The organism is Bradyrhizobium sp. STM 3561 (assembly GCF_045571455.1).
GTDB lineage: Bacteria > Pseudomonadota > Alphaproteobacteria > Rhizobiales > Xanthobacteraceae > Bradyrhizobium > Bradyrhizobium vignae.
Genome location: NZ_CP120695.1, coordinates 8,265,254 through 8,291,708 on the forward strand (window position 1 = coordinate 8,265,254; position 26,455 = coordinate 8,291,708).

At 57.8% G+C, this 26,455-nt stretch carries 22 protein-coding genes and 2 pseudogenes; 17 read left to right on the forward strand and 7 right to left on the reverse strand.

The genetic code is table 11. The features are described 5' to 3' along the window. Window positions 1-182: 182 nt before the first annotated feature. Complete coding sequence (locus tag P6U28_RS38965; RefSeq protein ID WP_407123167.1) at window positions 183-494, reverse strand: GNAT family N-acetyltransferase; 312 nt, start codon at window positions 492-494, stop codon at window positions 183-185. Further along, complete coding sequence (locus tag P6U28_RS38970; RefSeq protein ID WP_407123212.1) at window positions 442-606, reverse strand: hypothetical protein; 165 nt, start codon at window positions 604-606, stop codon at window positions 442-444. Before P6U28_RS38970 ends, P6U28_RS38965 begins: the two co-directional genes overlap by 53 nt. Window positions 607-2,549: 1,943 nt before the next feature. Here P6U28_RS38970 and P6U28_RS38975 point away from each other — a divergent pair. The 7 genes from P6U28_RS38975 to P6U28_RS39005 all read left to right on the forward strand — a co-directional run bounded on the left by P6U28_RS38975 (window position 2,550) and on the right by P6U28_RS39005 (window position 10,801). Next, the gene (locus P6U28_RS38975; protein WP_407121181.1) at window positions 2,550-3,287 is read left to right on the forward strand and encodes an iron-containing redox enzyme family protein; all 738 of its coding nucleotides are present in this window, start codon (window positions 2,550-2,552) and stop codon (window positions 3,285-3,287) included. A gap of 16 nt (window positions 3,288-3,303) precedes the next feature. Further along, a complete protein-coding gene (locus P6U28_RS38980; protein ID WP_407121183.1) occupies window positions 3,304-4,260 on the forward strand; it encodes a 2-hydroxyacid dehydrogenase in 957 nt (318 codons plus the stop codon). Window positions 4,261-4,265: 5 nt separating this feature from the next. After that, complete coding sequence (locus P6U28_RS38985) at window positions 4,266-4,880, forward strand: hypothetical protein (protein WP_407121185.1); 615 nt, start codon at window positions 4,266-4,268, stop codon at window positions 4,878-4,880. A gap of 19 nt (window positions 4,881-4,899) precedes the next feature. Further along, the gene (locus tag P6U28_RS38990; protein WP_407121187.1) at window positions 4,900-7,578 is read left to right on the forward strand and encodes an SUMF1/EgtB/PvdO family nonheme iron enzyme; all 2,679 of its coding nucleotides are present in this window, start codon (window positions 4,900-4,902) and stop codon (window positions 7,576-7,578) included. 1 nt (window position 7,579) lies between these two features. Next, the gene (locus P6U28_RS38995) at window positions 7,580-8,299 is read left to right on the forward strand and encodes a class II aldolase/adducin family protein (protein WP_407121189.1); all 720 of its coding nucleotides are present in this window, start codon (window positions 7,580-7,582) and stop codon (window positions 8,297-8,299) included. Continuing rightward, window positions 8,296-9,312, forward strand: a complete 1,017-nt coding sequence (locus P6U28_RS39000) for an FAD-dependent oxidoreductase (protein ID WP_407121191.1) — start codon at window positions 8,296-8,298, stop codon at window positions 9,310-9,312. The genes P6U28_RS38995 and P6U28_RS39000 overlap by 4 nt, the downstream gene beginning before the upstream one ends. A 1,114-nt stretch (window positions 9,313-10,426) precedes the next feature. Then, the gene (locus tag P6U28_RS39005; protein WP_407123168.1) at window positions 10,427-10,801 is read left to right on the forward strand and encodes a Crp/Fnr family transcriptional regulator; all 375 of its coding nucleotides are present in this window, start codon (window positions 10,427-10,429) and stop codon (window positions 10,799-10,801) included. 8 nt (window positions 10,802-10,809) lie between these two features. On the opposite strand, the pseudogene P6U28_RS39010 reads toward P6U28_RS39005, so the two are convergent. Further along, window positions 10,810-11,019: pseudogene (locus P6U28_RS39010) on the reverse strand (transposase domain-containing protein); the annotation flags it as partial. 237 nt (window positions 11,020-11,256) lie between these two features. On the opposite strand from P6U28_RS39010, the gene tnpA reads away from it, so the two are divergent. From tnpA to P6U28_RS39035, 5 genes are read left to right on the forward strand one after another with little or no spacing between them, the layout of a single operon-like run. After that, window positions 11,257-11,664 carry an IS66-like element accessory protein TnpA gene (gene tnpA / locus P6U28_RS39015; RefSeq protein ID WP_209296671.1) on the forward strand — a complete coding sequence of 136 codons (408 nt, stop codon included), beginning with the start codon at window positions 11,257-11,259 and terminating at the stop codon, window positions 11,662-11,664. Beyond that, window positions 11,661-12,008 carry an IS66 family insertion sequence element accessory protein TnpB gene (gene tnpB / locus P6U28_RS39020; protein ID WP_209296670.1) on the forward strand — a complete coding sequence of 116 codons (348 nt, stop codon included), beginning with the start codon at window positions 11,661-11,663 and terminating at the stop codon, window positions 12,006-12,008. The genes tnpA and tnpB overlap by 4 nt, the downstream gene beginning before the upstream one ends. A gap of 45 nt (window positions 12,009-12,053) precedes the next feature. Then, complete coding sequence (gene tnpC / locus P6U28_RS39025; RefSeq protein ID WP_407121193.1) at window positions 12,054-13,703, forward strand: IS66 family transposase; 1,650 nt, start codon at window positions 12,054-12,056, stop codon at window positions 13,701-13,703. Between the two features lie 2 nt (window positions 13,704-13,705). Continuing rightward, window positions 13,706-13,948, forward strand: a complete 243-nt coding sequence (locus P6U28_RS39030; protein WP_209296668.1) for a hypothetical protein — start codon at window positions 13,706-13,708, stop codon at window positions 13,946-13,948. Between the two features lie 48 nt (window positions 13,949-13,996). After that, complete coding sequence (locus P6U28_RS39035) at window positions 13,997-14,134, forward strand: hypothetical protein (protein ID WP_407121195.1); 138 nt, start codon at window positions 13,997-13,999, stop codon at window positions 14,132-14,134. Between the two features lie 399 nt (window positions 14,135-14,533). On the opposite strand, the gene P6U28_RS39040 is transcribed toward P6U28_RS39035, so the two are convergent. The 3 genes from P6U28_RS39040 to P6U28_RS39050 form a co-directional block, all read right to left on the reverse strand. Next, window positions 14,534-16,147, reverse strand: a complete 1,614-nt coding sequence (locus P6U28_RS39040) for an MFS transporter (RefSeq protein ID WP_407121197.1) — start codon at window positions 16,145-16,147, stop codon at window positions 14,534-14,536. A 561-nt stretch (window positions 16,148-16,708) separates the two neighbouring features. Beyond that, window positions 16,709-17,185, reverse strand: coding sequence for an Lrp/AsnC family transcriptional regulator (locus tag P6U28_RS39045; protein ID WP_407121199.1), 477 nt, complete (start codon window positions 17,183-17,185; stop codon window positions 16,709-16,711). Window positions 17,186-17,201: 16 nt separating this feature from the next. Next, window positions 17,202-17,531, reverse strand: coding sequence for a hypothetical protein (locus tag P6U28_RS39050; RefSeq protein ID WP_407123213.1), 330 nt, complete (start codon window positions 17,529-17,531; stop codon window positions 17,202-17,204). Between P6U28_RS39050 and P6U28_RS39055 the strand changes: the two are divergent. From P6U28_RS39055 to purU, 5 genes and pseudogenes are all read left to right on the forward strand, one after another. Continuing rightward, a pseudogene (locus P6U28_RS39055) lies at window positions 17,445-18,856 on the forward strand (NAD-dependent succinate-semialdehyde dehydrogenase). The gene P6U28_RS39050 and the pseudogene P6U28_RS39055 overlap by 87 nt on opposite strands. Before the next feature lie 10 nt (window positions 18,857-18,866). Further along, window positions 18,867-20,267 carry an aminotransferase gene (locus P6U28_RS39060; RefSeq protein ID WP_407121200.1) on the forward strand — a complete coding sequence of 467 codons (1,401 nt, stop codon included), beginning with the start codon at window positions 18,867-18,869 and terminating at the stop codon, window positions 20,265-20,267. Window positions 20,268-20,432: 165 nt separating this feature from the next. Next, the gene (gene folD / locus P6U28_RS39065) at window positions 20,433-21,389 is read left to right on the forward strand and encodes a bifunctional methylenetetrahydrofolate dehydrogenase/methenyltetrahydrofolate cyclohydrolase FolD (protein ID WP_407121201.1); all 957 of its coding nucleotides are present in this window, start codon (window positions 20,433-20,435) and stop codon (window positions 21,387-21,389) included. A gap of 599 nt (window positions 21,390-21,988) precedes the next feature. Further along, entirely contained in the window at window positions 21,989-24,496 is a 2,508-nt protein-coding gene (locus tag P6U28_RS39070) for an FAD-dependent oxidoreductase (RefSeq protein WP_407121203.1), read from the forward strand. Between the two features lie 60 nt (window positions 24,497-24,556). Beyond that, window positions 24,557-25,420, forward strand: coding sequence for a formyltetrahydrofolate deformylase (gene purU / locus P6U28_RS39075; protein WP_407121205.1), 864 nt, complete (start codon window positions 24,557-24,559; stop codon window positions 25,418-25,420). 181 nt (window positions 25,421-25,601) lie between these two features. On the opposite strand, the gene P6U28_RS39080 is transcribed toward purU, so the two are convergent. Next, a complete protein-coding gene (locus tag P6U28_RS39080; RefSeq protein ID WP_407121207.1) occupies window positions 25,602-26,078 on the reverse strand; it encodes an Lrp/AsnC family transcriptional regulator in 477 nt (158 codons plus the stop codon). Between the last annotated feature and the right edge of the window lie 377 nt (window positions 26,079-26,455).

The window sequence follows — 26,455 nt, forward strand, 5'->3', positions numbered from 1 at the left end:
GACGCATACAGTTCTTTTTTGAGTTCGGTCCCGAGACGCCATCCGTCTGTTTTCGCTCTTCTTACGCCAGTCCACGCAGCTGTGAGTGGCGACAGCGAACCATAGCCATCCGAATTTGCGATGTGGGCGCTCTTTTGGGCAAAATATCTGGTTTATCCATCTGTTCTCGGGCCCGAAGCAGGCTATGAGCGCGCTTCCAGGCTCTTGGTCATGAAAACGCGGAATGCTCCGGGCGGGTCGCAAGGCGTTCGGCCGAAGGCCTTCCATCCGTTCCGAGTGTAGAAGTCCGGAAGATTGACGGTGTAAAGGAAGGCCGATCGACAGCCGCGCTGTCGGCCCTCTTCTTCAAATGTCTTCAATATCGCGTTTCCCAAACCCCTTCCACGCAATTGCCTTGGCAGAAAGAACGAGTCCAGAACAGCAGTCGTGCCGATAAAAGTCCTATCGCACCGCCGAGAGCCGCTTGGTCTGGGAATCCTGTAATACCACAGCAATGGGTCGGCTATTGCCGACGCCGGTGATGACACCACCGAAATCCTCATTACGCCGCTTGATCGCCTGTACCATGGAAGAAGCGATTACATCCGTTACGACGATGTCCGGCATGACTTCTCCATACGTTCAGACTGTTGTAGCTAGCAGCGTAGCCTCAGCCTCAGACGAGGCGACAATTCGAGATAACGCCAGCCGATCGAACTGACGGGCGCGAACCTATGCATAGGGGCTGTTGGCAGCACTCTCGTTGTACACTCACTTGTTGATCCTCGGCCAGTCGCCTTGCCAGCATGCTGGCTGCGACAGCATCCCCAGAGCGAAGCGAATCTCCGCGCTGCGTCGCGTTGCCGCGTCTTAACGGCCTCTCGACGTGGACGTCAGGTTCAGCGAAGTCGAACGGCTAGCAGAGTAACTATTGCGAATGCTTCTTCCACCTGACTGTTCTCTCATGAGGCTGAATCGGCGCGTGACTGAGACTATGTCGCGGGTTGCGCTTCGAAAACTATCGAGGTCCATAGTGGATGTTTCATGGTTGTTGCCCCGCAAAGCACGTTAGGGGCAGCGAGCGCTGCGCCGGCCCGCCTGGGCCTAGTCTAGAGCACTACCCTGCTCCTGGTTTTCGGAAGGCTTATACGTGGTCATGGCGGTTGGCACGGATGTGCCGGTTGAGGAACTCGCGCAACGCGGTGGCGAGGCGAGGAGGCAGCCTCGACAACGCGTAAGGCGGGCCGCGACGCAGGCTCGACAGATCAGGCCGATGGCGGGCCCACACAGCCGCACATCGCTGCGCATCTGCAAGTATCTCGATTTAGAGGCAGGGAAGGTGTTAGGGCACCGTGCAGACGCGCCCACTTTGCTGTCGTCCCCACCACCCCGGTTCGCGTGCCCCCTTTTTAAGCCCCGGTCTTTGCTACCCCGAGCCGAGACCAAGCATGCTCGTCCAAGCATGATCCTCTCCCGCCTTGCCCAGCCGTTTGGTAGAACGTAGGCTTCTCGCTACAGCCCGGATCGGCACCATAGATCCAGGGCCGTTTGAGATACCCGTGGTCTGATCGATCTCTTGACGCTCCCGCGTGCCGTCCGCGATCCTGTTGCAATTCATCAATGCGTTCTCAAAGATCGATAAGCAGAGAACGCAGGTCATTCCCTGTCTTTACGTCCTCGCACAGGTCATCTGCCGGTCTTTCAGTCGGCTATCATGTCACTTTCTCCATCTTTAGCGTCGGATGCTCGCGTTGCGCCTTCTTGGGGCGGGCCATTACGCACCCATTCCTTGCGAAAATCGAGATAGCGGAGATGATGAGGCGGCTCCAGCATTGTACTGAACGATGAAAAGCTGGGCTGTTGCCAGAAGCCCCGATCGAAACCTTGTCCTTGGTCCGACCTGGACCAGGTGTCTCACCCGCCATTCGTACGCGCTAGCCCTCGAGAAGCGCCCGAGGCGAACGCGGCGGAGTCGCCCTGGAGCCTGGTCTCAGCGCTGCCCGCCGCTTATCAGCAGCTAGTTCGACTCTCGATATCCCTATGGACCCCCCGACGGACTGCGGTCTCGCGAGCTCGCGACGTTCTCCAGACGATGGTGTTGGCCTCGATGCTGCGCAGAGGCCTAAGAAATCGGTGAAATCCTGCGCCGTTTGGCCGTTTGTCTCGCAACTTCTCGTCGCTGTTCCAATTAAAAAGGCTCAGTCGAACAGCGAACTGGAAATAGGGCTTCGATCCGGTGACCAAAATCAAAGCTGCGCAACGTCTTGCAAGCAGCCATCTGCGAACATTTCCCCGTTTGGCTCGTCGGGATGGGCAAGGCCGGGACCAGGAAGGCGGTATTGGAGGAACAGGCGGCATTTGTTGTAAGGACGCGCAGCCGCTCGCCATTGCGTTAATGCATCTTAAATGAAGAGCGCCATGCGGCCCAAACCTTACGACCTATCATGACGGGCGTGCTTCTGGGTCTTGAGCGATTGCAGTACTGCGGAAGACGATGAAATCGCGGTGAATACGTACTTTTGATCCTGTTATGAACTCGCACGGAGGGGGCCGGAATGCTGAGGGACGCTATGAATAGCGATGCTTTGCCAAGGACCGCGTTTCCGGTGGACAAATATTTCCAGCCAATTGTCCATTGGCCGATTGCCCCATTCATTGCTGAAGCGGAAGCGATTGAGCGGCGCGCTCGAATAGAGGTACATCCCTTTTTCGAGTACGCAAAGAATCACCCAGATGCTCTAGCGCTTTGGGCGAGCCAGGAGGCTGTCGTCACCAACCCGTTTTCGCAGATACTGCTTCGAGTGATTGCCAGGATTGCGAATGTTCATGTTCGCTCACTTCTGATGCCGGTCGTCGATGGCGAGCACAGCTCAGTCCGTGGCGGCATTGCAGATCGTTCTCACCCGTGGCTCATTTGGAAGTTGTGCAGGTCCATTGGGCTATCAGATCGACCGGTCAAAGTAACCGAAGCGGTAGCATCGTTCATCGAGGCTTTGCAGCAAACTGAGGCTGACCCGATGCGAGCGCTTGGAGCTCTTGGTGTCGGAAATGAGCAAATGCTTCTCGCCGAATATCGAGCGGTGGAGGCTTGTTTCGATGCCGCTTTGCCATCAGCAGACTACAAGAGCTTCCTTCACGCGAACATTGGAGAAGACGAGGCGCACACCCGCCTCATCGCTGAAGCGGCGACCGCGCTTGAAAAGCTCGGTTATGACGCGGGGCAGTATCTGGCCGGCGCGTCGCACGGCGTCAGCGCCAGAGTGCGCTACTATGACGAGCTGCTGCGCGAGGCGCAGCTGGGCGTTTAACAAAAAGGAAGTGACCATGTCAGACAAGATCTTGGTAACTGGCACCAGCGTCCGCAAGGAATTGCTAAAGCCGCTGGTTGAAGCGGGATTTGTGGTCGAGAATCCGACAAATCTGTTATCTGAGGATGAACTCGCGGCAGCCCTGGCCGACAAGGCGGGATACCTCTTGGGCGGAGACGAGTTTGCAACAGCAAAGGCACTTCAAGGCGCAAAGAAACTCAAGATAATCGCCTTTCTTGGAATGGGGTATCAATCATTTATCGATGCCGATGCGGCTGATAGGTGTGGGATCGCAGTCACTACCACGCCCGGTACTCTCAGCAATGCCGTTGCCGAATTCACAATTGGCCTGCTTTTGAACTCGACCCGCCGCATCCATCAATACGCGCTGGCGTACTCTGAGGGAAATTCCGGAAAAGAAGAAAAACAAAGAGACTTGGCGAATCTGCATGTCGGAATCGTGGGCCTCGGCGGCATTGGCACCCGTATTGCTGAAATTCTGAGATGGGGCATTAATTGTCCCGTCTCTTACTTCTCAAGAACCCGAAAGCCATCCGAGGAGGCGCGGCTTGGGTTGACTTACCGACCGCTTGACGAGCTTTCGGAGAGTGTCGACGTCCTGATTGTCATGACACCAGGCAATACCGAAACGCGCGGTTTGATCGGGCGAAAACAGTTTGACAGGTTCAGGCCCGGGCTCATTCTGATCAACAGCGCGCGCGCCGAGGTCGTAGACCCAACAGCTTTGTTGGACGCCCTTTTGTCAGGAAAGCTCGGCTATGCAGCCTTCGATGGGTTCTACGAGCAGGCCGACATCGTCGCTGCTGCCAAGTTGCTCATACCGACGCGACTGATGATAACCGGTCATATTGCTTCGCTTACCAGCGATGCGCGGGATGCGATGGCCAATCGGGCGGTCTCATCGATCATCAACATGATCAAGTCTGGCAAGGACCCCTATAGGGTCAGGTGACCGAAATGCGCGGCCCTGAACTGCGGCGCAATACGACTGACCAGATCGTGTTCGCGTTACTTTGGGTAGCTGTTCTGCTGCTGCTCTTCTTCTGTTTGATGCTCCTTACGCTCAATTACTGGGGCATTCGGCTCGGGGCAATTGATTATCAAAAATTCGGCTCATGGGGCCAGGTTGTATCCGGTAGCGCGACGTTTCTTGGCGTAATGACTGCGTTGGTGTCGCTCATCTGGCAGTTTGGAAAAAATCGAAAGGAACAAGAACAGAAGTCGATTGATGAACAGACGGCAGTCTATCTCTGGCTCACGTCGCAGCTTGTGAAAGAGGATGTCACAGATCTGGTGAGGGGCCGGCAATGGGATCTCGAAATACAGAACCTAACAAAGGCGCCGATCTATGTTTGGTGGGTCGAAGCTGAGGGCCGGCCCTTGGTGGATACGCAAAGGCCGATTTTGCCCAACCAGAACACATTCAATGTGCCGCTGCTGGACGATCGGGAGCCGAGCCAGATCCCAGAACCGGTCCTGTATTTTGTGTCTCGGGAAGGGGGGTATTGGAGACGCTCCGCGACCGGGACTCTGACGGCGCTGAGCCAATTTCCGCGTATGCGAGATTCGTAAAGGATATTGCGAGGAACAGATGGATGGCGATGGCCCGAAAAGGCAGCGAACTCCTGAAGAGAAAGTGATCAGAGTAGCACCATCATCGTCTTCCGTTCGAAGATCACTCGCCGACGGCGAAGCACAGTATTTGGCTGCAGCGATCGCCAAGCTGGATAGCCTGGAGTACGGAGACCCCGCCGAATTCGTCTTCGATCGGTCCGGTCGAGCTGCTGCCCGGCGTAGCAATCTCCGCGAGCTATGGGTGCCGCCGACGTTCCGAACTGCCGATGAACGAAATGTCGAGCGGGATATAAATGCTCTTTGGACGACCACAGAGCAATGTGCGGTCGTGATTGGCCATCCGGGATATGGCAAATCGACCCTTGCTCGGTTCCTGACCACCAGATTTGCTCAAGAATTTCTTGCAGGCAAGCTGGACCGCTTTGCGTTCTACGTGCCACTCGCGTCTTTGAAGCTAAAAGACAGGACCAATCAGCGGGCGATCGTAGAATGTGCACTGCGAGCAGTTGAACTCGAGCTGGACGAAGCGGCGCTCCTCGAATTGGAAAGATCCCTGAAGACCGCCACGTTGATCTTCGACGGCTTGGACGAGCTTCCAATGACGCACGGAACCGGCGACCAGATACCTACACGGATTGAGGCTGCCGCTTTGATACGAAGCGTCAACATCCCAAACAACGAAAGCTTCCGGACAGGTGGCCTCAGCACAATTGTGACCAGCCGCGTGGCCGACTGGCACGAGGACGATCGAACCAAGATAAGGCCAGCGACCCTGTTTGAAATCTCTAATTTCTCGCCAGAACAGGCAAGGGAAGCAGTGGTTCGCTGGCACGACGTTGCGATTGGACTTCGCGCAGAAGAAGGGCTTGACACAGCAGATCTGGAGAAGCGCAAACTCGATGTAGCCAGTGCAATTTCGACGAACTCCGAGCTCGGTGCTGTTTGCTTGACGCCGTTGATGCTTAACATCCTGCAAACGATCTATTCGGACGAGAGCCGGGATATCCCGTCGTCTGTGAGTCAATTGTGCCTCAGAGCTGTTGACCGGCTATTCATCAAGAAGCACTTGTTCGGCGAACAGAAGCTTCTCGTTACCGATCATGCCAGCTGGATACTGGACGCGCTTGCCGAAGCCGCCTTCACGGCGCAAGAGCGGCTCGTGCAGGGCGGGACAAAGATCCTGACTGACGAAGACCTTCGGCGCGTCTCAAAGAACACGTGCCGGCTCTCGGAAGCGACGCTCTTCGAGACCCGAGAGAACCTCATTACGAGCATTGCGGCTCATATTCGGCGCGGACATGGCATCTTGCCGCCGCTGCGGCGAAATGAATACGACTTCGCGCACAACGTGTTTCGAGAGGTGCTAGCCGGTTATGCGTTAGCGAAGCGGCCGGTCACTCAGCGACGCGGTTACGCATTGCTCGAGAAGTGGCATCCACCGATCCGGTATTGGGCCGGACTGCGGGCGGCAAGCGAAGAAGGAAAGAACGAAATAAACGCCTTCGTTGGTGAATTGAGAGGGGGGCCTGGAAGCCGCACGATCGAAGCTGCTCTGGCCCGAGCGGAAATGCTCAGCGAAGTAGTATCCGTCACGCATGGTCAGAACTTGATGCGGGACCTCAAACAGAGGATCCTGGCGACCCAATCCGAGTTGCTGAAGTGGCTGAGCAGGCGTTCGCTGCCGTTCTCGAAGAGAATGCGGATCGGCGATCTTCTGGGCACGTTAGGCGACCCGAGGCTCGAGGACGAGTTCAGTTCGAGGCTATTCTGGCTAGAGACCGGACCCAGGCAGATTGGGCGATCGACCAACCATATCACGAGAATAACGAAATATTCGAGCGTTCCTGCCTCACCACCGATCAAGGGAATGCTAAGCCGCTTTGCGTTATCGGCGTTCTTGGTGAGCAACGCCGAATACAAGCAGTTCCTGGATGATGGAGGCTACAAGCAGCGGGAGCACTGGCAGAGTGCCGAAGGATGGGCGTGGGCAAGCGGTGATGATGACTTCCGCAATGCCGTCCTGAACCGTGCTCGGGACGTCGCACCGACGCACCTCACGAGTGAAGTGCTTGGGCAGCGCCTGATTGCTGAAGACTTCCCCGATCAATGCGAGCGAATGATAAAGCGATCTTCCCCAATGTACTGGTCCGCCCCTTCACACAACAGGCCCAATCAACCGGTTGTCGGGGTGAATTGGTGGGAGGCGCTGGCGTATGCGAGCTGGATCGACGCCCGGCTTTGCAAGGAAGGAAAACTGGACAAAGGTCAACAGGTACGTCTGCCGACAGAAGCCGAGTGGGAGAGCGTGGCCCGGGAACTGAGTGGAGACAATCCCTATCCCTGGAGCGAGGGGGCTCCTTACGAGAACGCTCATTTGCGGGCGGCAGAAAGTAGCGAGGAGGCGAGAGCCCTTCGGCCCTGCGCTGTAGGGCTCTTTCCGTTCAATTCGAATGGTCTTCATGATATCGTCGGCAATGTCTGGGAATGGACGCTTTCAAAAGCAAAGCCATACTCTGAAGAGGCGTTCCGGCAAGAAGCAGACGTCTGTGGCCTGGATGATCGGGTTGCGCGCGGGTCCTCGTGGCTATCGTCCGAGATCGAAGCGGCCGAAATAACGTTCAGAAGCTTTGATCCTCCATACAATGCATATGAAGATCTTGGAATAAGGCTTTGCGTCGCTGAGCGAGGGAAGTGATATGCACCTTGTCAACGCCAAGATGACAGATGCATGGCGAATACTTGGACAGCTGAATTACGTCGACGCAATATTTAATCACATTTCAACCGCATGGGTCGACGGTCGAGGACGCATCTTTGTTTCCATGAATCCCGATGGTGTTCTTGCCGTTGAAATGACGCCATCGGACTGGATCACGGTTCCTCTCGATGAAATTGACAAGCTGAATCCAGAAAAGCTGGGTGTGAATGCCGACGGATACAAGCTTCATCGGCTGATCCATAAGGTACGGGCGCGACCAGGTAGCGCGTTGCACACGCATTCCGAAAATGCGTTGGCTGTCGGCACAACCTCCGCAGGGCTTCTTCCAGTCTCGCAGACAGCCATCGAACTCATTCCTGAAACGATTTGTGTCGAGTATCAGGGACTGTTCCGTGAGGCAGAGATTGACCCTGCCCTCATGCGACTGTTTGAGACAGGAGGAGTTAGCCTGCTGCGCAACCATGGGCTCCTCGTCGTGGCCCCAAACATCGAGGAAGCGGTCTATTTGCAGCATTATATGGAAGTTGCATGTAGAGTGCAGATTCTGGCTCTCTCGCTGGGAGGATCTCCATTGACGCCGCCGGATCATGTTGTGACGCAGACAGCAACGGAGTTGCGCAAAGATCGTGCCGCGGCCGCAGAAAAATTGTTCAAGGCGTTTCAGCGTGTGCTCTTAAATACGAGGGCTTCCCGATGACAAAGTCGATCTGCGTCGTGGGAGCTGGTGTCGTAGGTCTTACCACTGCAATCGTACTAGCCAGCCGGTATGAAGTGCAAATCATCGCTGACAAGTTCGGAGCCGATACTGATTCGGTCAAAGCCACAGCTGTGTGGCACGTGTATCTCGTCCCTGAAACCGCGGAAGTACTTGAGTGGTCTTCGGTGACGCTGCAACGATTGCTTGACATATCCCGTCTTTATCCGGAATCCGGCGTCGAAATCATTCGTGGCGTTGAGCTCTTTAGATCCCAGCGGAGGCATGTGCCCGCTTGGTCGCATATTCCACCCGAGTTCGCGTTTTTAACAGATGACGAGCTGCGGAGATTTAACGAGCCCGAACGGGCGCTCCATGGCTCCATTAGCTCACTTTCGAATGCCCCTGTGAAGTGGGGCTACCGATTGAAGGCGCCGGCGGCGAAAATGTCCTCTTATCTGAACTGGCTGGTCGAGCAGGCCGAGAAGAGGAACGTGCAGTTCAGGCGACAGCACGTCGAGCGCTTGGCTGATCTCAGCTGTCAACACGAGATTGTCGTAAATTGCACCGGATTGGGAGCCGCAACCCTCGTCAACGACGAAGCTTTTGAACCTTACAAAGGGCAATACTTTGTGGTCGCATCCAATGACGGATCGCCCATCGAATATATTGGAGACGACGACCATCCAGACGGCATGGCCTACGTGATACCCAGGGGGGGAGAGGTCATGATTGGCGGTAGTGCGGAGGCTGGCCTGAATGACCTCGTCGAAACCATCAAGTGGTCGGACGTGGTAGCCCGGGCCGGCCGTTACGTTCCTTGGGTTCGGCATAGTGCAAGCGAACGGCCTCGGCAACTCGTCGTCGGGGTACGGCCAGTAAGGCCGTCTGGCATCAGGCTTGAACGAGAGATGTTAGAGACGGGTACATGCGTAGTCCATAATTACGGACACGGTGGGTCCGGATTTAGTCTCTCTTGGGGATGCGCAAACGCCGTGTCGGCCCTTATCGGTTGATCAATCCAGTAGCTTGGACGGGAACAACTTCGGATGCATGAAGCTCGACGGTTGCTCAGATCTTCACGCAATCAGGCGGTGTGGCGGGTCGCGATCCATCGGCGGGACCGCATCGGGAGTATCGCTCCGGGCTTGCTAATGTCGCGACTGCAGCCTTAGTGGTGCGGCGTCTACATCGCTGGGGATCCGCATCAAGCCTCGCCTGAATAGTCAATTTCGTCGCCTTGCTGTGGGCTGTCGGAGCACTGAGACGCGGCGAGCGCTCGCCACTCTCTCTGGTAGGAGACCCATTCGTCGCCAGGTGGCATCCTTCCGCGCAGGTGGCGGCGACCCTCGTTGTCGAAGTGGAGGCGGTGGTGGAAGGTGGAAGCCCCGATCGTCGCGCAATAATCTGGCACGGCGTCCAGGATGCTCCTGAGCTCCCGTTCTCAACGAGGTCGACATCGGCCGGCTTCTATCGCTAATCGGACCGATCCGTATCCATAGAGGCGCTCCTCCGCGCGTCGCCTCAAGGCCGCCGCCCACGTTCGACGCGATGAATCCGCCGAAAAGGACGATTTGATGCGGGATTTTGGCGTGGTCAGGACGCTCATTGCGCAAAACAAGTTAGCAGAATCGCTAGATTCAGCTGCTCGGCTAGATCAATTGCCAAGAGACAGACCACACTATGAGCGACTGCGTGCCCGATGTCTTGGAAGGGCTCGACCGCCCCGGGGATGCCGTCCTGAAACAGGCGTCCCATACACAGCAAATGCTTCGCGGGCCTGGAAAGGCATGTTGTGGCGCTCGGTCCTTTGTCAGAAACGCAATTCTAGCGAAATGTTCTCCTGAAGACCTAGCGGCCCTAGGATCGTTCCTTGAGCCGATTGTGCTGAAAGAACGGGCGGTGCTACAGGAGCCGAAAAGGCCCCTTGATCATGTCTATTTTGTCGAGTCGGGGCTCGTCTCTCTCAGGATTGTCGCGACAGGTAGCCTCCTGGAGGTGGCGGTAATAGGGTATCGTGGCGCGATTGGTGCTTCGCATTTAATGGGCAGACAAATCTCGACGCATCAAGCTGTTGTGCTCTTTCCGGGAAGTGCGCACAGGATTCGTTTGGAGGATTTGCGCCGCGTGATGAACGATCGTCCTGAAATCCGGAAACATCTTTCCAGGTACGATCAAGCACTCGCCGTGCATTGCGCTCAGACAGGATTGTGCGGGGTTCGGCACGGCCTCGAAAGACGGCTCGCGACTTGGCTCTGTCTGGCTAGCGACGCCGCGGACGCTCGTGTGCTTCCAGTTACTCATGAGTATCTTTCGTCTGTCCTGGGATTGCGCCGGGCCGGGGTTACTGAGACTCTAAGCCAATTCCAAGAACAGAGGTTGATTCGCAAGAGGCGCGGTCTCTTAGAGATTGATGAACGCAAGTGCCTCGAGCAAAGGGCATGTGGTTGTTATAGTCTTGTTTCAGACGCTTATGCTTCGTGCGAATCGTACGCATCCAGCTAAGGCCCTGGCTAGGGTCGTTCTTGGGCGGAAGGCTGATGGTGCTTAAGCGGCGTGGGGACGCTTTGAGGCTGCCAATTCCAAGGCAGCAGTTCGTTGATGCGCTTGGCAGGGTGATCCGTTAGGCGCGCCAGCACGTCGGCAAGCCAAGCCTGCGGGTCGATATCATTGAGCTTGGCGGTGGCGATAAGGCTGTAGATGGCGGCCACACGTCGGCCGCCCGTAGCTCACGCTCGGCAGCATTGTTATAGGGCATGATGCTGTCGACGCCTCGTTTCCCGGTTAGCTTGCCAAGGCCGGGATAGGTCTGGAGCAGGAAACGGTGGCAGGCCGTCCTGTCCATGAGCCGCGGAAGCCGTCGCGGATTGGAAAGAAGCGGCTCAGATCGTATTGCATATGTAAGCCTCCGAGGAGAGACGCCTTGCGGCGGGCTGGCCTGATGGTTGAGAACTGTACGTATGGACAGCCATACGATCAGTACGTTGAATCGACTGGAAGTGGTTGATACGGGCCGGCGGCGGCGTTGGTCTGAGGAAGAGAAGGCGCGGATTGTTTTGGAGAGCCTATCCGAGCCGCGCCTGGTTGCGGCGACAGCCCGGCGGTACGGCTTGTCGCGTTCTCTATTGGTGACCTGGCGAAGAGCCTTCGCGGCGACGGGGACCAAATCCGAGGCTGGCTTTGTCAGGGCAGTTGTGGCCGAGGGGGTGCCCGCGGCGTCGGTGGCGGCGTCATCGGAGAGCGCGACCGTACATTCGACGGAGCGTCGGATCGAGATCGAGCTAACCGGCAGGCGGCGGGTCATTGTTGATGCGGGCGTTGACGTTGAGGCGCTTCGCCGGATCATCGAGGTTTTGGATCCGCGATGATTCCGGTTCCTACGGGAGTTCGGGTGTGGCTGGCGACGGGCCACACCGACATGCGTAAAGGCTTCGCCTCATTGTCACTGCAGGTGCAAGAGGTGCTGCGCCGCGATCCGCTGAGTGGTCATTTGTTCTGCTTCCGCGGACGCAGAGGCGATCTATTGAAAGTGATCTGGCATGACGGCCAGGGAGCATGCCTGTTTACGAAAAAACTCGAGAGAGGTCGTTTTGTCTGGCCGTCGCTGGCGGACGGCGTAGTGTCGATCTCGCAGGCGCAGATGAGCTATCTGTTGTCCGGCATCGACTGGCGCAATCCCCAGGAGTCCTGGCGTCCGACCAGTGTGGGCTGAGACTTTGTTATTTGAGTTTGGCCGCGAATGTGATTCCATCTGGCTATGGACTCCAGCGCCGACCTGCCGCCCGATCTTGTCGCCGCGCATGCAATGATCCTGGCCGAGCGCGCTGCCAGGCTTGCGGCGGAAGCCAGGCTTGCTGAAGCGGCCAATGCCCAGGCGAAGCAATCGAGCACCGAAGCGCTGATTGCCCACCTCAAGCTCGAGATCGAGAAGCTACGACGCACGATATATGGCGCACGCTCCGAGCGGTCGGCGCGGCTGCTCGATCAGCTGGAGCTAGAGCTTGAGGAACTCGAGGCGGGGGCGACCGAGGATGAGCTGGCCGCCGAGAAGGCGGCCGAGAAGACGCAGACGGTGCGTTCGTTTGAGCGCAAGCGGCCGGTGCGTCAGCCCTTCCCCGACGACATCGAGCGAGAACGCGTCATCCTGCCGGCTCCGACGCAATGCCCCTGCTGCGGGTCGACGCGGCTGTCGAAGCTCGGCGAAAGCGTGACCTCGACACTGGAGGAGATCCCACGCCGGTTCAAGGTGATCGACACAGTCCGGGAGAAGTTCAGTTGTCGGGATTGCGAGGCGATCACGCAGCCGCCGGCGCCGTTCCATGCCACAGCCCGGGGCTATATCGGACCGCAGCTTCTGGCGACGATCCTGTACGACAAATTTGGTCAGCATCAGCCGTTGAACCGACAGAGCCAGCGCTTCAAATGCGAGGGGATCGACCTGTCGGTCTCGACGCTGGCGGACCAGGTGGGCGCAGGAGCCTTTGCGGTCAGGCCGCTCTTTGAACTGATCGAAGCCTATGTGCTCTCCGCCGACAGGCTCCACGGTGACGACACCAAGATACCGATCCTGGCGAAAGGGAAAGCAGATACCGGCCGGATTTGGACCTATGTTCGCGACGATCGGCCATTCGGCGGGCGAGATCCACCGGCGGCGCTGTTCTACGCCTCACGTGATCGGCGCGGCGAGCATCCCGCGCGGCATCTTCAGAACTTCGCTGGCATCCTGCAGGCCGATGCCTATAGCGGGTTCAACGCTCTCTTCGATCCCGGACGCAAGGCGTTGCCGGCCACGCCCGCCTTCTGTTGGGCACATGGACGGAGGGCGTTCTTCGAACTTGCCGACATCGCCCAGAACGCTCGCCGCGGAAGATCGGCGACCGCGATCTCGCCCATTGCGCTGGAAGCGGTTCGTCGGATTGACCAATTGTTCGAGATCGAGCGCGACATCTATGGGCTGAGCGCTGAGGAGCGGCTGCAGATCCGCCGGGAGAGAAGCGCGCCACTGCTGACCGACCTTGAGGCTTGGCTCCGAGCGGAATCTGCCCGGCTCTCACGCTCGTCCAACGTGATTAAGCCGATCAACTATCTGCTCAACCGCTGGGAGGGCTTTGCCCGCCTTGTCCACGACGGACGGATCTGCATGACGAACAATGCAGCGGAGCGAGCGTTGCGCGGTTTTGCTCTGGGAAGAAAGGCATGGCTGTTCGCCGGTTCTGATCGCGGCGCCGAGCGGGCTGCCGTGATGGCCACGCTTCTCATGACGGCGCGTCTCAACGACATCGACCCGAAAGCCTGGCTTGCCGACGTCTTCGCGCGCATCGCCGACATGCCGCAGAACCGCCTGCGCGAGTTGCTGCCCTGGAACTGGACGCCTCCTGCGCCGAGGTCCTCCGCCCCGGCGGCGTAGCCATGCACGTCAACAAGGTTCACGCCGTCTTCACCATCGCTCGCGTCGCAAAAGACCTCGGCGAAGACGAGGACTGGCTCTGGGACGTGGCCAACGGAATGGACACTGAGGATGGCGTCATCTGGGTTTACGGCATAGGTGACGACCAGGTCATGGCGTTCACCGACTTCGGCATCGAGAACCTGACCGAGCTCATCAGGATGCACAAGGACGACCCCGAGCTCCTCAAGCGCTGGGATCGGTGAGCTCCTGTCCGCGGTCTAGCCCGGATGGATACTTGCATATCGATCCGCATGGCGAACCGGCGCGTGCTCGCACTGCGGATGACCGTCACCTGGCGCGAGCAAAATGGATGGCAGATCACGGGTACCGAGACCTGCTCGGCGGCGGAGTTGCGAAATAGCAAGAATCTGCCATCGCGCATCGTGTAACCGAGAACGAAGTTCTCCAGCCGAAACCCGTGCTCATCGCTTGATGCACAATTCGTCTCACCCCTGCGCGTACCCGTTTGACGCGGAAGGGGATCACAAATAAGGCGATCCTAATCCGCACGCCGGTACCCACGGACTTTTGCGGATTTGGCAATCACCGCGGCGAAGTCGCTTCCGTCAAATTCTCCTACCAGGCCAAGTCGGCACGCAAGTAGGTCCGAGTTCGCGAAGGGGGCGCACCGATCTTCCATCGGGCAGCATCCGACGGGCAACTAAGTGGCTGGCGTGGCGTACTGCCTAGCGGTCCTACGGCGACCCGCGTGATAGGCGATCGCGTGTAGTATCCAGACATAGCCACGGCGTGATCACCGGGCAAGACCTCGCCGCGGATTCGTGCTTTCAGCGTACCGAGCCGAACGGGCGCTCTAGCATGCGTCGGACGCGTACGGGCTCAGGACCTATATGGAACGCACTGGCTCGCCGGTCCAGCGCACGTTCCGATTGCGTCGCGCGGTTTCGTTGGCGCAAGTAATCGAGCCATGTTGGGCAATGATATCGCTCTGTCCACAGTTCAGGATCTGCAATGTCGCGAGCAATGGACCAGCCATAGGCTCCGTTGCGCTGCCGAAATAGCTGGACCTCTTGCATCACATTATGGAAGGCGCGTGCATTCTCCTGCAGGACGCGATATTCGATTTCCACGACAAGCGGTCCGCTGCGTCCGGTCAGCGGCAGGCGAACCTTAGGATCGTCGAGCATCTCGGGCTCTTCGTCTCGCGCGTCGATGCGCGGCATGGGCAGCCAAAGCCCAAGCAGCGGCGAACAAAGTAAGAGGGCGGCTGATATTAGGAGAGCCACGTCGACCCCGGCCGCATCTGTCACGTGTCCCCAAGTCCAACTGCCGATAGCAATCCCGCCGGAGCTCGCGGCCTGATAGGCTGCTAACGAGCGCCCCGCTACCCAGCGGGGCGCCGAGAGCTGCACGCCAACACTAAAGAGCAACCATGTCATCATCCACATGGCGCCCGCCAACACCAGCGCGATAGCAGTCAAAACTGGCTCGCGGCTGAGCGCCATTCCAGCTATCGCCCCGCCCATCGACACAGCGCAAGCACGGATCGCTGCCTCGCCGCTCATGCGCTTGCGGACCTCGGTGAGGTTGAGCGCCCCGATCACCGCGCCCAGCCCAAAGGCGCTGGCCATCATACCGTATATTTCTGCGCCTCCATGCAAGAGATCACGAGCCACTAATGGCAGCAGGGCGATGATCGCGCCTCCGATCAGCCCGATGACCATGGAGCGGATCAGAACGATCTTGATCGGCGGCGAATTCATAATGTAGCGCAGGCCAGAAACCATTGCGCGATTAAGCGTTTCCGGCGGAAGAGTCGGCGGTTCAGTGATGCGCTTCCAAAGAAACAGCGCGGCTATCAAGGGTAAATAGAGCAGAGCGTTGAGCGCGAACGCAGCCACCGCGCCCGCGGCAGCAACGACGATGCCGCCAATCGCAGGGCCCACGCTGCGTGCGATATTATAACTAATACCGTTGAGCGCGACGGCCGCAGGCACGGCTTCAGAGGGCACCTGTTCGCTTACCGAGGCTTGCCAAGCGGGTCCCATCAGAGCCATGCCGGTCCCGACGGTAAAGCAGAGTGCAAGCAGAATATTCGGCGTGACCATGCTCAACCAGGCGAGCATCGCTAGCGTAGTCGCGGCGGCGAGCGTGATACCCAGCGACACGAGTGCCACTATGCGCCGGTCATGCATGTCGGCGACCGCACCGGCCGGCATTGAAATCAACATGACCGGCAGCATCAGCGCGGTCTGCACCAGCGCGACCTTATCGGCCGATGATGTCATCTGTATCATCGCCCAGGCCGCGCCTACGCCCTGAATCAAAATACCAAGATTTGACAGCAGGCTCGCAAGCCAGATGCGGCGAAATGTTGGAAATCGTAACGGAGCAGTGATCCGATCCGTGGCCAATTCCTGGGCATTGGACAGATCGTTCATCACAGCTCCAATCTGGTTTCCGACCTATCAATCCTGACGGGGGTTCGCAGCGGCCGACGAGTGCTCGCGGCTCGCTGCTGCCTTAGCGCGTTTCCAACCTTGTCTACTTTGTACAGTTTGCCTCTGGAGCGCCCATGAGGCCGATACGCTTGTCGACACATCCCTCGCAATCGGGGATTCCCATCTCGACCGCCAGACGCTGTCTTTCGGCATGAGAAGCTGAGCGGCAGAAAGCCACTGTGATGCCTCACCATTTGGGTGAAAACATCGGCCCCAGTGCGTAGATGCGGCGCAAATTTTAAGCGTCCCAGCCAGTTAATGCCGCTCACGTTCTGGATGGACATCGTAGACAATATCTCAGTCCTTTAAGACCAGGTCGCGTTTGGGTCGCGCAACAAGGCAATATACAATACCCGACCTCTTGATCTTCTTTGATACTTTTCATCTAAATTCGTACATCACACCACAGTGAGCGCATGAGAGCGTGCTGGTTTTGCGGTGTTACGCGCAAGTGAGCGATAAAAAGTGTGCAAACGCAGAGTTCGCTCGTGAGTAACGCACTCACTCCTCGGCAGGGGCCTCAATCGGAATCGCAAAACCCGACTTCACACGGTCCATAATGACCATTGTCTTGACGCCCTTAATGTCCGCATTCTCATAAAAGAATCGCCGCGTGAACTGTTCATACTCTTCCATGCTGTGTGCGGTAACGTAGAGGACGAAATCTGAATCGCCCGTCACGTAAAATCCATTGACGACCTCGACTGACGATTTGATCGCCTTCTTGAACCTGTCGATGATATCTGAGCGCTCCCGTTCCAGGCTCACCAGCACAAGCATTTGAATAGGTCTTCCTACGGCCTTCGGAGAGACAATTGAGACATCGGCTTCGATGATGCCTTCCGAGCGGAGCCTCTTCAGCCGTCGTTGACACGCCGTCGCAGAAAGCCCGGCCAGTTCACCGATCACCTCTGAAGTTAGGCGGTTGTTTTTTTGCACGATCTCCAAGATCCGGGCATCTATTCGATCGTAGTTCATGATCTCTCTCCAGCCTTCAGGTGTGCTTCGCCGCAAAGTGCCTGTGCCATGCAGGAAATCCTCCCGACGGCAGGAAAATGCGATGCAAATCAGTTCGCGACATCAGTATCCTGATTGCCGAGGCAATTTCAACAAATGACGCGTTTGGACCCCGCCAATGGCCCATCAAATCGTTCGGCATCAAAGTTCGCATTTGGCTGGCCTTGCTACCAAGCACCTGCAGCGTCTGCACCGCCGCGATTTCTTGGCGGGGGCGGCGTTGGTCGACGGCCGATGGATCTCTGGCGATCAGCGAGATGTTGTGGCCGATCCGGCGACGGCCGAAGATATCGCGGATGTTGCTCATTGCTCTGCCGCGGACATGAACCAGGCGATCGCGGCAGCTGAGCGATCGTTTCCCGCGTGGCGAGAGCTCCTGCCAGCAAGGCGTGGCGCGATTCTTAGGTCTTGGGCGTCGTTGATGCTCGAGTATTCGGAAGAGTTGGCCATCCTGGTGACGAGCGAGCAGGGCAAGCCGCTCGCCGAAGCGCGCCATGAAGTCGCGTACGGTGCAGGATTTCTCGAGTGGTTCGCCGCAGAGGGTGAGCGCGCTTACGGAGAGACTATCCCCAGTCATAAGCCCGAAAGTCTGCTTCACGTCCGAATGCAGCCGATTGGTGTCGCCGCGGCCATCACTCCATGGAATTTTCCTGTCGCCATGATCACGCGAAAAGCTGGAGCTGCTCTTGCAGCCGGATGTCCGATGATCGTGAAGCCTGCTCCTGAGACGCCGCTCTCCGCTCTCGCAGTCGCTCGGTTGGCTGAACAAGCCGGGGTTCCGCCTGGCGTTCTTCAAGTGCTTACCGGCAATCCGATCGAGCTTTCGACGCCGCTGTTGCGTGACAAAAGAATACGGGCTCTGTCGTTTACAGGTTCTACGGAGGTGGGGCGTCGACTACTGGAGGGGGCGTCCGACACCGTCAAAAAGGTGTCGCTAGAACTGGGCGGCCACGCCCCTTCCTGATTTTTGATGATGTCGACCTTAAGAAGGCGGTCAGGGGTGCAGTGGCGGCGAAATTTGCGACCTCGGGTCAGGATTGCTTAGCCGCCAACCGCATCTACGTCCAAAGAGGCGTCTACCCTGCTTTTGTCGAGGAGTTTGCCGCCGTAATCGCCCAGTTCAAAGTCGGTCACGGTCTAGACCCACCAACTGAGATAGGCCCAATGACCAAGTTAACGGTCGCAAATAAATGTAGGGTCCAAATCGATGATGCGGTAAAGAAGGGCGCGCGGGTTCTCTTCACTCATCACGGCGCGGCGCTGGGGCCCAACTTTGTACCTCCGACGTTGCTAGCCGATGTCACGGAAGAGATGCTCATCGCGCAAGACGAAACATTTGGGCCGGTAGCTGCTGTACTTCCGTTCGATTCCGAAGAGGAAGTTATCGCCCGTGCCAACGCTAACGAAATGGGGCTGGCGGGATATGTCTACACAGACAGCCTACGTCGAGGGCTGCGACTTTCCGAGCAACTCGAGTGCGGCATGATCGGCGTCAATACGGCGTCGTTCACAGGCCCTCCCATTCCCTTCGGCGGTTGGAAGCAATCTGGGCTTGGTCGCGAAGGATCGCGGCACGGTTTGGCGGAGTACATGGAGCTGAAATACGTGTGTTTTGGCGATTTGGCGGCTTAGGAGAAACGGTATGATTGACATCAAGACAATCGCTGAGCTCGATCGCTCCAGTGTTCTGCATCCTTTCACTCAGCTCAAGGACTTTGCGCAAGGAAAACTCGGTGATCCTACGATCGTCACAGGCGGCCAAGGGATTCGCATTCAAGACGCCCAGGGACGTAGCTACATCGATGGTTTTGCCGGACTCTATTGTGTAAATATCGGCTACGGTCGCACCGAGGTGGCGCAGGCGATCGCCCGGCAGGCTTACAAGCTCGCCTACTACCACACGTATGCGGCCCACACGAGCGAAGAGCTGGCGATCCTCTCGGGTCGTCTCCTAGAAATGGCGCCAGGCAAGCCAAGCAAGGTATTCTTCGGGCTATCTGGATCAGACGCTAACGAAACGCAGGCAAAGCTCGTCTGGTATTACAATAATCTACGCGGGCAGCCGAAGAAGAAGAAGATTATCTCTCGCGAGCGAGGATACCATGGCTGCTCAGTCATTTCGGGTTCAATGACCGGCATGCCCTTTTACCATGACCACATGGACCTTCCCTTTCCGGGCATTTTGCATGCCGGCACGCCGCACCATTATTGGGGTGCCGAGCCAGGCGAGACAGAGGAATCCTTTTCCCGCAGGCGTGCCGCCGAGCTTGAACAACTGATCGTGCGAGAGGGGCCGGAAACGGTCGGTGCTTTCATTGCCGAGCCGGTGCTGGGTACTGGCGGGATTACACCGCCTCCCACCGGCTACTGGCGTGAAATTCAAGCTGTCCTCAAGCGTTACGACATTCTTCTGATCGCCGACGAGGTGATCTGTGGCTTTGGTCGAACCGGCGCAGACTTCGGAAGTATGCTCTATGGGATTGAGCCAGACCTGGTGACGGTCGCCAAAGGTCTGACATCCGGCTACGTCCCGCTCTCGGCAGCTATCGTCGGTGAAAAAGTCTACGCGGTTATGGAGGAGGCTGCGGATCGTGTCGGCGCGTTTTCACACGGATATACCTATTCCGGCCATCCGATTGCAGCCGCTGCTGCCAACGTAGTTCTCGACATTGTCAAAAAAGACCGATTAACCGACCGCGCGAGGATCGTCGGATCCCACTTCCATCGTCGACTCAAGGAGCGCTTTGCTCAGATGGAGATCGTTGGGGAGGTCCGAGGCGTCGGCTTACTCGGCGCAATAGAGTTCGTTGCGGATCGTCAGACCAAACGGCGCTTTGCCCCTGCGCTCAAGGTGGGGGCTCGCATTTCCAAGGCTGCTCGTGATCGTGGACTCATCGTACGAGCAATGCCGCATGGAGACATTCTGGGATTTGCTCCGCCTCTTGTTGTAACGGAGTCTGAGATAGACGAGATCGTTGATCTGGCCTATCAAGCGACCAAGGAAGTCATGGACGAACTTGCGAAAGAGTCAGCAATCGCTTGAATGTGCAGACCAGTGTGGCGCAGCCAACGCCAAACACGCAAGATATAGACGCCTTTCCGCTGCTGATGAGTTGCGCGCGGGTCGATCGAAAGAATGCGGCCCGCGTGTCCTTTGGCGTGCTGTTGCAGCGGCAAGCTCCGTCGCATCACATCTCTAGATATAATCATGAGTGCTATCCGAATCGACGGAAAAGCCATCGCTGAGATCCTTCGCGCTCGCATTACGCGAGAGGTGGCGTTGCTCCAGGCCGAGCACAACGTCACACCGGCATTGGCCGTGGTGCTGGTCGGCAAAGACCCGGCAAGTTCGGTTTACGTGAAGACCAAAGCCAAACAGGCTCAAACCGTAGGCATCAAGTCGCAACAATTCCTGCTGCCAAGCAATGTCGATGAAGCCGTATTGCTGGATTTGATCGGCCGGCTCAATGATGACGATTCCATTGATGGCATCCTCGTTCAGCTTCCTCTGCCCGGACACATCGATCGCTGGCGCGTGCTGGAGGCCATCGATCCGGCCAAGGACGTAGACGGCTTCCATCCCTACAACGTGGGACGATTGTCCGCGGGTCGACCAGCGCTCGCTCCTTGCACTCCACTGGGAGTGACCCATCTGATTAAGACAGTCGTGAGCGACCTAAATGGGCTTGACGTTGTCGTCATAGGTCGCTCGAATATCGTCGGAAAACCTTTGGCAGTTTTGCTCGGCGATGCCGGATGTACCGTCACAGGTGCGCAGCTGCAGACGCGAAACCTGCCGGGCCTCTGTAGGAAGGCTGATATTGTCGTTGCTGCGGCCGGTTGTGCAGGACTGGTTCGCGGCGATTGGCTTAAACCAGGTGTGGTTGTCATTGATGTCGGGATCAATCGATCGATCGATACGACTGGAACGGTCAGGCTTGTGGGGGATGTTGCTTTCGCCGAGGCGAGCACGCGCGCGAGCTACATAACTCCGGTACCTGGAGGTGTTGGGCCCATGACCGTCGCTTATTTGCTCGCAAACACAGTTAATGCGGCAGTTTCTCGGCGAGGCTTGGCGTTGGTGCTCAATCCCGAGGCCCGGCACGTTTTGCCATCATCCACGGGAGTGGCGCTCGAGCACGTCGATCTGCAGCGGGCAACTTAGGTCGCGTACGGCCGTTCGATTCAAGCGTCCTTGCGAGAGCACCGGGCAAGTCGGACAAAGATGCATGCGGCTCAGCATCCGCCGCTTATCGTGTCGAGCTCCCTGTCAGCAATTTCCCTTCCTGTGCACTTAACAATTTTCCGCGTGTCTCGCCGACGAGAAGCTTGTGGCGTTGCGCGCGTCAACCGCCGGCGTGAAGACGCAAAACCTCCGCTTTTTCCTATCCGACGCAGAATTTCTCTTTCATGGACGGCTACAATAGCGAAATTCTGATCGACGGCCCGATACTATTCGGCGAGACGACGCTTCCAGCTGACCAATCCGCGATCATGTGCGCGGAGGAGATCAAGTTTTGCATAGTTCAGTACAGCCTGCGCGCTCCAATGGGCACGCCTCGTTCGTAAGCGGCCGGAATCACCAGGCGCGACCATTGCGGAAAGGGGTTCGGCTTGGGTCCGATGGCTCATGAGGTTCACAGCGGAACCAACAACCCAACCGCATATCACGACCCGCCAGGTCGCCACCCTTAGAGCACCATCCTCTCGTTCATCCTTGGGATACGCTCAGACCTGCTTGAAACCATTTTTTTGAGTCACGGAATGCAAAGCAAGCTGCCCACCCACGCGGAATTCGTCGTCATCGGCGGTGGCATTATTGGCCTGTCCACTGCCTATCACCTCACGCGGCTTGGGCATCGCGATGTGCTGCTGCTCGAACGCGATCAGCTGACCTGCGGTACGACGTGGCATGCCGCGGGGCTCGTCACCCAGCTTCGAGCCAGCGAGAATATGGCGAAGCTGGCCCAGTACACCGCGGGATTGTTCCGCGAGCTCGAAGAGCTGACGGGTCAGCATACTGGCTTCCGGCAATGTGGGTCGATCACAGTCGCGGCGACACCCGCTCGGCTTGAGGAGTTGCGGCGAGGTGCCTCGATGGGGCGCTCTTTTGGCCTCGATGTCGAGATCATCGACGCCGCCGAAGCCAAGAAGCGTGTGCCGTTGCTCGATGTGGCCGATGTGCTGGGCGCGGCATGGATCGCGTCCGATGGTAAGACTAATCCGGTGGACACGGCGCGCGCGTTCGCGACCGGCGCGCGGCAGGGTGGCGCGAAGATACTGGAACGCACGCCAGTGACGCGCATCGTGGTCGAGAAAGGGCGGATCGTCGGTGTCGAGACGGCAGAAGGGATCGTTGGTACTGAAAAGGTCGTCATCTGCGCCGGGATGTGGAGTCGGACGTTAGCGGCCGATGTCAATTGGACAGTGCCGCTGCACGCGGCGGAGCATTTTTACGTCGTGACAGAGGCCATGGGGGGCTTGTCACCCGATACTCCCACTGTGCGAGATCTTGATGCGTGCTTCTACGCAAAAGAAGACGCGGGTAAATTGCTGGTCGGCTTTTTCGAACCGAAGGGCAAGCCCTGGGGGATGGCGGGGATCCCAGTTGAGTTCAGTTTCGATTCGCTTCCCGACGACTTCGAACACATCGAGCCTCACCTCGCCAATGCCATGCGGCGCATGCCGGCCCTGGAAAATGTGGGGTTGCAACTCAGTTTCAATGGCCCCGAGAGCTTCACGCCGGACAATCGGTTCTTGTTAGGACCCGCTCCCGACATCGCCGGCCTCTACGTGGCCTCGGGATTCAATTCATGCGGTATCGAGTCGTCCGGCGGGGCCGGCAAAGTGGTGGCCGAGTGGATGTCTACCGGCATGCCCGCAAATGACTATTGGGAAATGGACGTCCGCCGAGCGATGCCATTCCAGCGCAATCGGCGATATCTGCGCGACCGAACGGGTGAAGCGGTTGGACTCCTTTACGCGCTGCATTGGCCTCACAAGTCACCTGAGACGGCTCGTAATGTGCGGGTCTCGCCGCTGCACGATCGTTTAGCGGCCGCAGGCGCGAAGTTCGGCGAGGCCGCCGGCTGGGAGCGGGCGCAATGGTTCGGCACTCCCGAGGGGCCGGCCTATGCCCATGCTACATTTGGTCGCGACGACTGGTTCAAGTCGAGTGGGGCTGAACACGACGCGACGCGGTCCGGTGTCACGCTTTTCGATCAAACCTCCTTCGCGCACCTACTGGTGCAGGGGCGTGATGCGCTCTCTTTTCTTCAGCGCCTCTCCACTAACGACGTTGACGTGCCAGTGGGCCGCATCGTGTACACTCCGTGGCTCAATGAGCGGGGTGGCATGGAGTCCGATGTCACAATCGCGCGAACGGGAGATGAGGAATTCCTCGTTGTTACAGCCGCTGTGCAGCGCATCCGGGATCTCGCCTGGCTACGAATGCATGCCAAAGGCGCCGGCCACGTATTCGTCACGGACGTGTCGTCCGGATACACCTGCCTCTCTGTCATGGGGCCACATTCGCGAGAGCTCCTCACGCGCGTAAGCCCGGCGGATTTTTCTGAAGCCGCGTTTCCGTTCGCGACGGCGCGAGAAATCGAGATTGGCCATGGTACGGCCCTTGCGTTCCGCATGACCTTCGTCGGAGAACTCGGATGGGAGCTCCACATCCCGACTGACCAGACGCTGGGTATCTACGATGCGCTGGTCGCTGCGGGACGCGATCTCGATCTGCGCCACGCAGGTTACGTGGCACTCAATACGTTGCGCCTTGAAGCCGGTTACCGCGACTGGGGCGCGGACGTCAGCGATGAGGACACGCCGCTCGAAGCTGGATTGGGATTCACAATCGCCTGGAACAAGGGTGAAGATTTCATTGGGCGGGCGGTTCTCGAAACACAGCGCGGACAGACTCCGCGCCGGCGCCTCGTCCAGCTTGCTGCTCCCCTCGCGGTGCCGCTCCTGTTCGGAACAGAGCCTGTCTGGCGCAACGGATCACTCGTCGGATACTTGCGCTCCGCCGGGTTCGGTCACACCCTCGGATGCGGCGTAGGCATGGGGTACCTCCACTCCGAAAGCGGTGTGAACGCCGCATGGCTGTCCGAAGGAACTTTTGAAATCGAGATCGCCGGCGAACGGCACTCGGCCATCGCCTCCCTTCGTGCCTTCTACGATTCGAATCGTACGCGAGTGAAAGGCGAATGGCGGAAGCTCGAGGACCTCATCGCCCCAGAGCTCCTCAGAGCACGCTCTAAGGAATGATGGTCATCTTTTTGCTTGCCACAACGCAGTTACGAGGGACCCCGTAGGGCAATGACTGCTATGTTCGACCGTTCCATGATCCTCGCCTTGTCCTGCCCTGATCGTCCAGGCATCGTATCCGCGGTCTCGAGCCTTCTGTTTGAGTCGGGCTGCAACATTCTCGATGCTCAGCAGTTCGAGGATACCAGGACCACCCACTTTTTCATGCGCGTTGTCTTCGACCGTCTCGAGCAAGCCAAACCTGAAACAGATATTGCCGCCTCGATCGAGGAGCTCGCCAAACGTTTCGCCATGACGTTCACTTTGCGGAAAAGTTCCACAAAGAAGCGGGTGATGCTCCTGGTTTCAAAATTGGACCATTGTCTGGCCGATCTGCTTTATCGATGGCGCATCGGCGAACTGCCGATGGAGGTGACAGCGATCGTCTCCAACCACGGCCGCGAGCATTTGGCCTCCAGCGATTTGGCCGAGCTTCCGTTCCACCATTTGCCGGTCACCAAACAGACGAAGATGGAGCAAGAAGCGCGAATCTGGGAGCTCGTTCAGGAGACCAATACGGATCTTGTTGTTCTCGCGCGCTACATGCAAATTCTATCGGACGGCTTCTCGGCCAAGTTGTCGGGACGCTGCATCAACATTCACCACTCCTTTTTGCCAGGCTTCAAGGGCGCAAAGCCTTATCACCAGGCTCACGAGCGAGGCGTCAAGCTGATCGGCGCGACAGCGCATTACGTCACTTCCGATCTCGACGAGGGACCAATCATCGAGCAAGATGCCGAGCGTATCTCTCACCGTGACACGCCAGACGATCTCGTCCGTAGGGGCCGCGACATTGAACGACGTGTACTCGCCCGCGCCGTACGCCATCACCTGGAGGATCGCGTTGTGCTGAATGGCAAGAAGACTGTCGTCTTCACCGGCTGATCTGCACCGATTTTATAAGCCGATTGGCCCCGTTCGAGCGCGCGCTGGGCCAGGACTCCAGCTCACTCCCGGTACCAGCTGTAGTTTAGATTAGATTTCGCAATGCTGCTTCTTCGCGCGCGCCAGAGGAGCATGATGAGAGAGCGCAAAAAAGCGCAGATGCGTGGCCAACGTCAACGCATTACTCCTCTGCGGGAATCTCGATTGGAATAGCAAAGCCGGATTTTACGCGGTCCATTATGACCATCGTTTTGACGGCCTTTATGTCCGGATTCTCATAGAAGAACCGTCGTGTGAACTGTTCGTAGTCTTCCATCGTACGCGCGGTAATATAAAGGACGAAGTCCGCGTCGCCGGTGACATAGAAGCCATTGACGACTTCAGCTGACGATTTGATGGCCTTCTTGAACCTGTCGATGATGTCTGAACGCTCCCGCTCTAGAGTTACCAGCACGAGCATTTGAATTGGATTTCCGACCGCCTTCGGCGAGAGGATGGAGACATCGGCCTCGATGATTCCTTCCGAACGGAGCCTCTTCAGTCGCCGTTGACACGCGGTAGCAGAAAGACCGGCGAGTTCGCCGATCACCTCGGAAGTTAGACGGTTGTTTTTCTGCACTATCTCAAGGATACGGGCGTCTGTTCGATCATACTGCATATTCGGCTCAACCCTGAGTGAATGCGCCGAAGAATGCCTGTCGGATGCAGAAAATCATCCGAACGGCGGGAAAGTCCGGCGGAAATGCGTCAAACGTGACATATCCCGAACGCGTAGGCAATTTTCGGCGGGTCAACTCTGCCTAGACAGGCCTCCAGTCCCCTCCGATTGCTCCACTCGATGTCGGCCTGCATCCTCCCGGCAAACTACCGCCAAAAGAGCGCTCTCGGCTTCGTTGCAACTGGCGCACAAAACTGACAGGGTGCGGCTATAATGCGCAGAATTTCCGCCGCATCGCGCCGTATATTAGTGAAAAACAATTTTGGGGGAGGGGTAATATTTACGTGAGGGATGGAACTTCCGACTCGCTAGGCTGG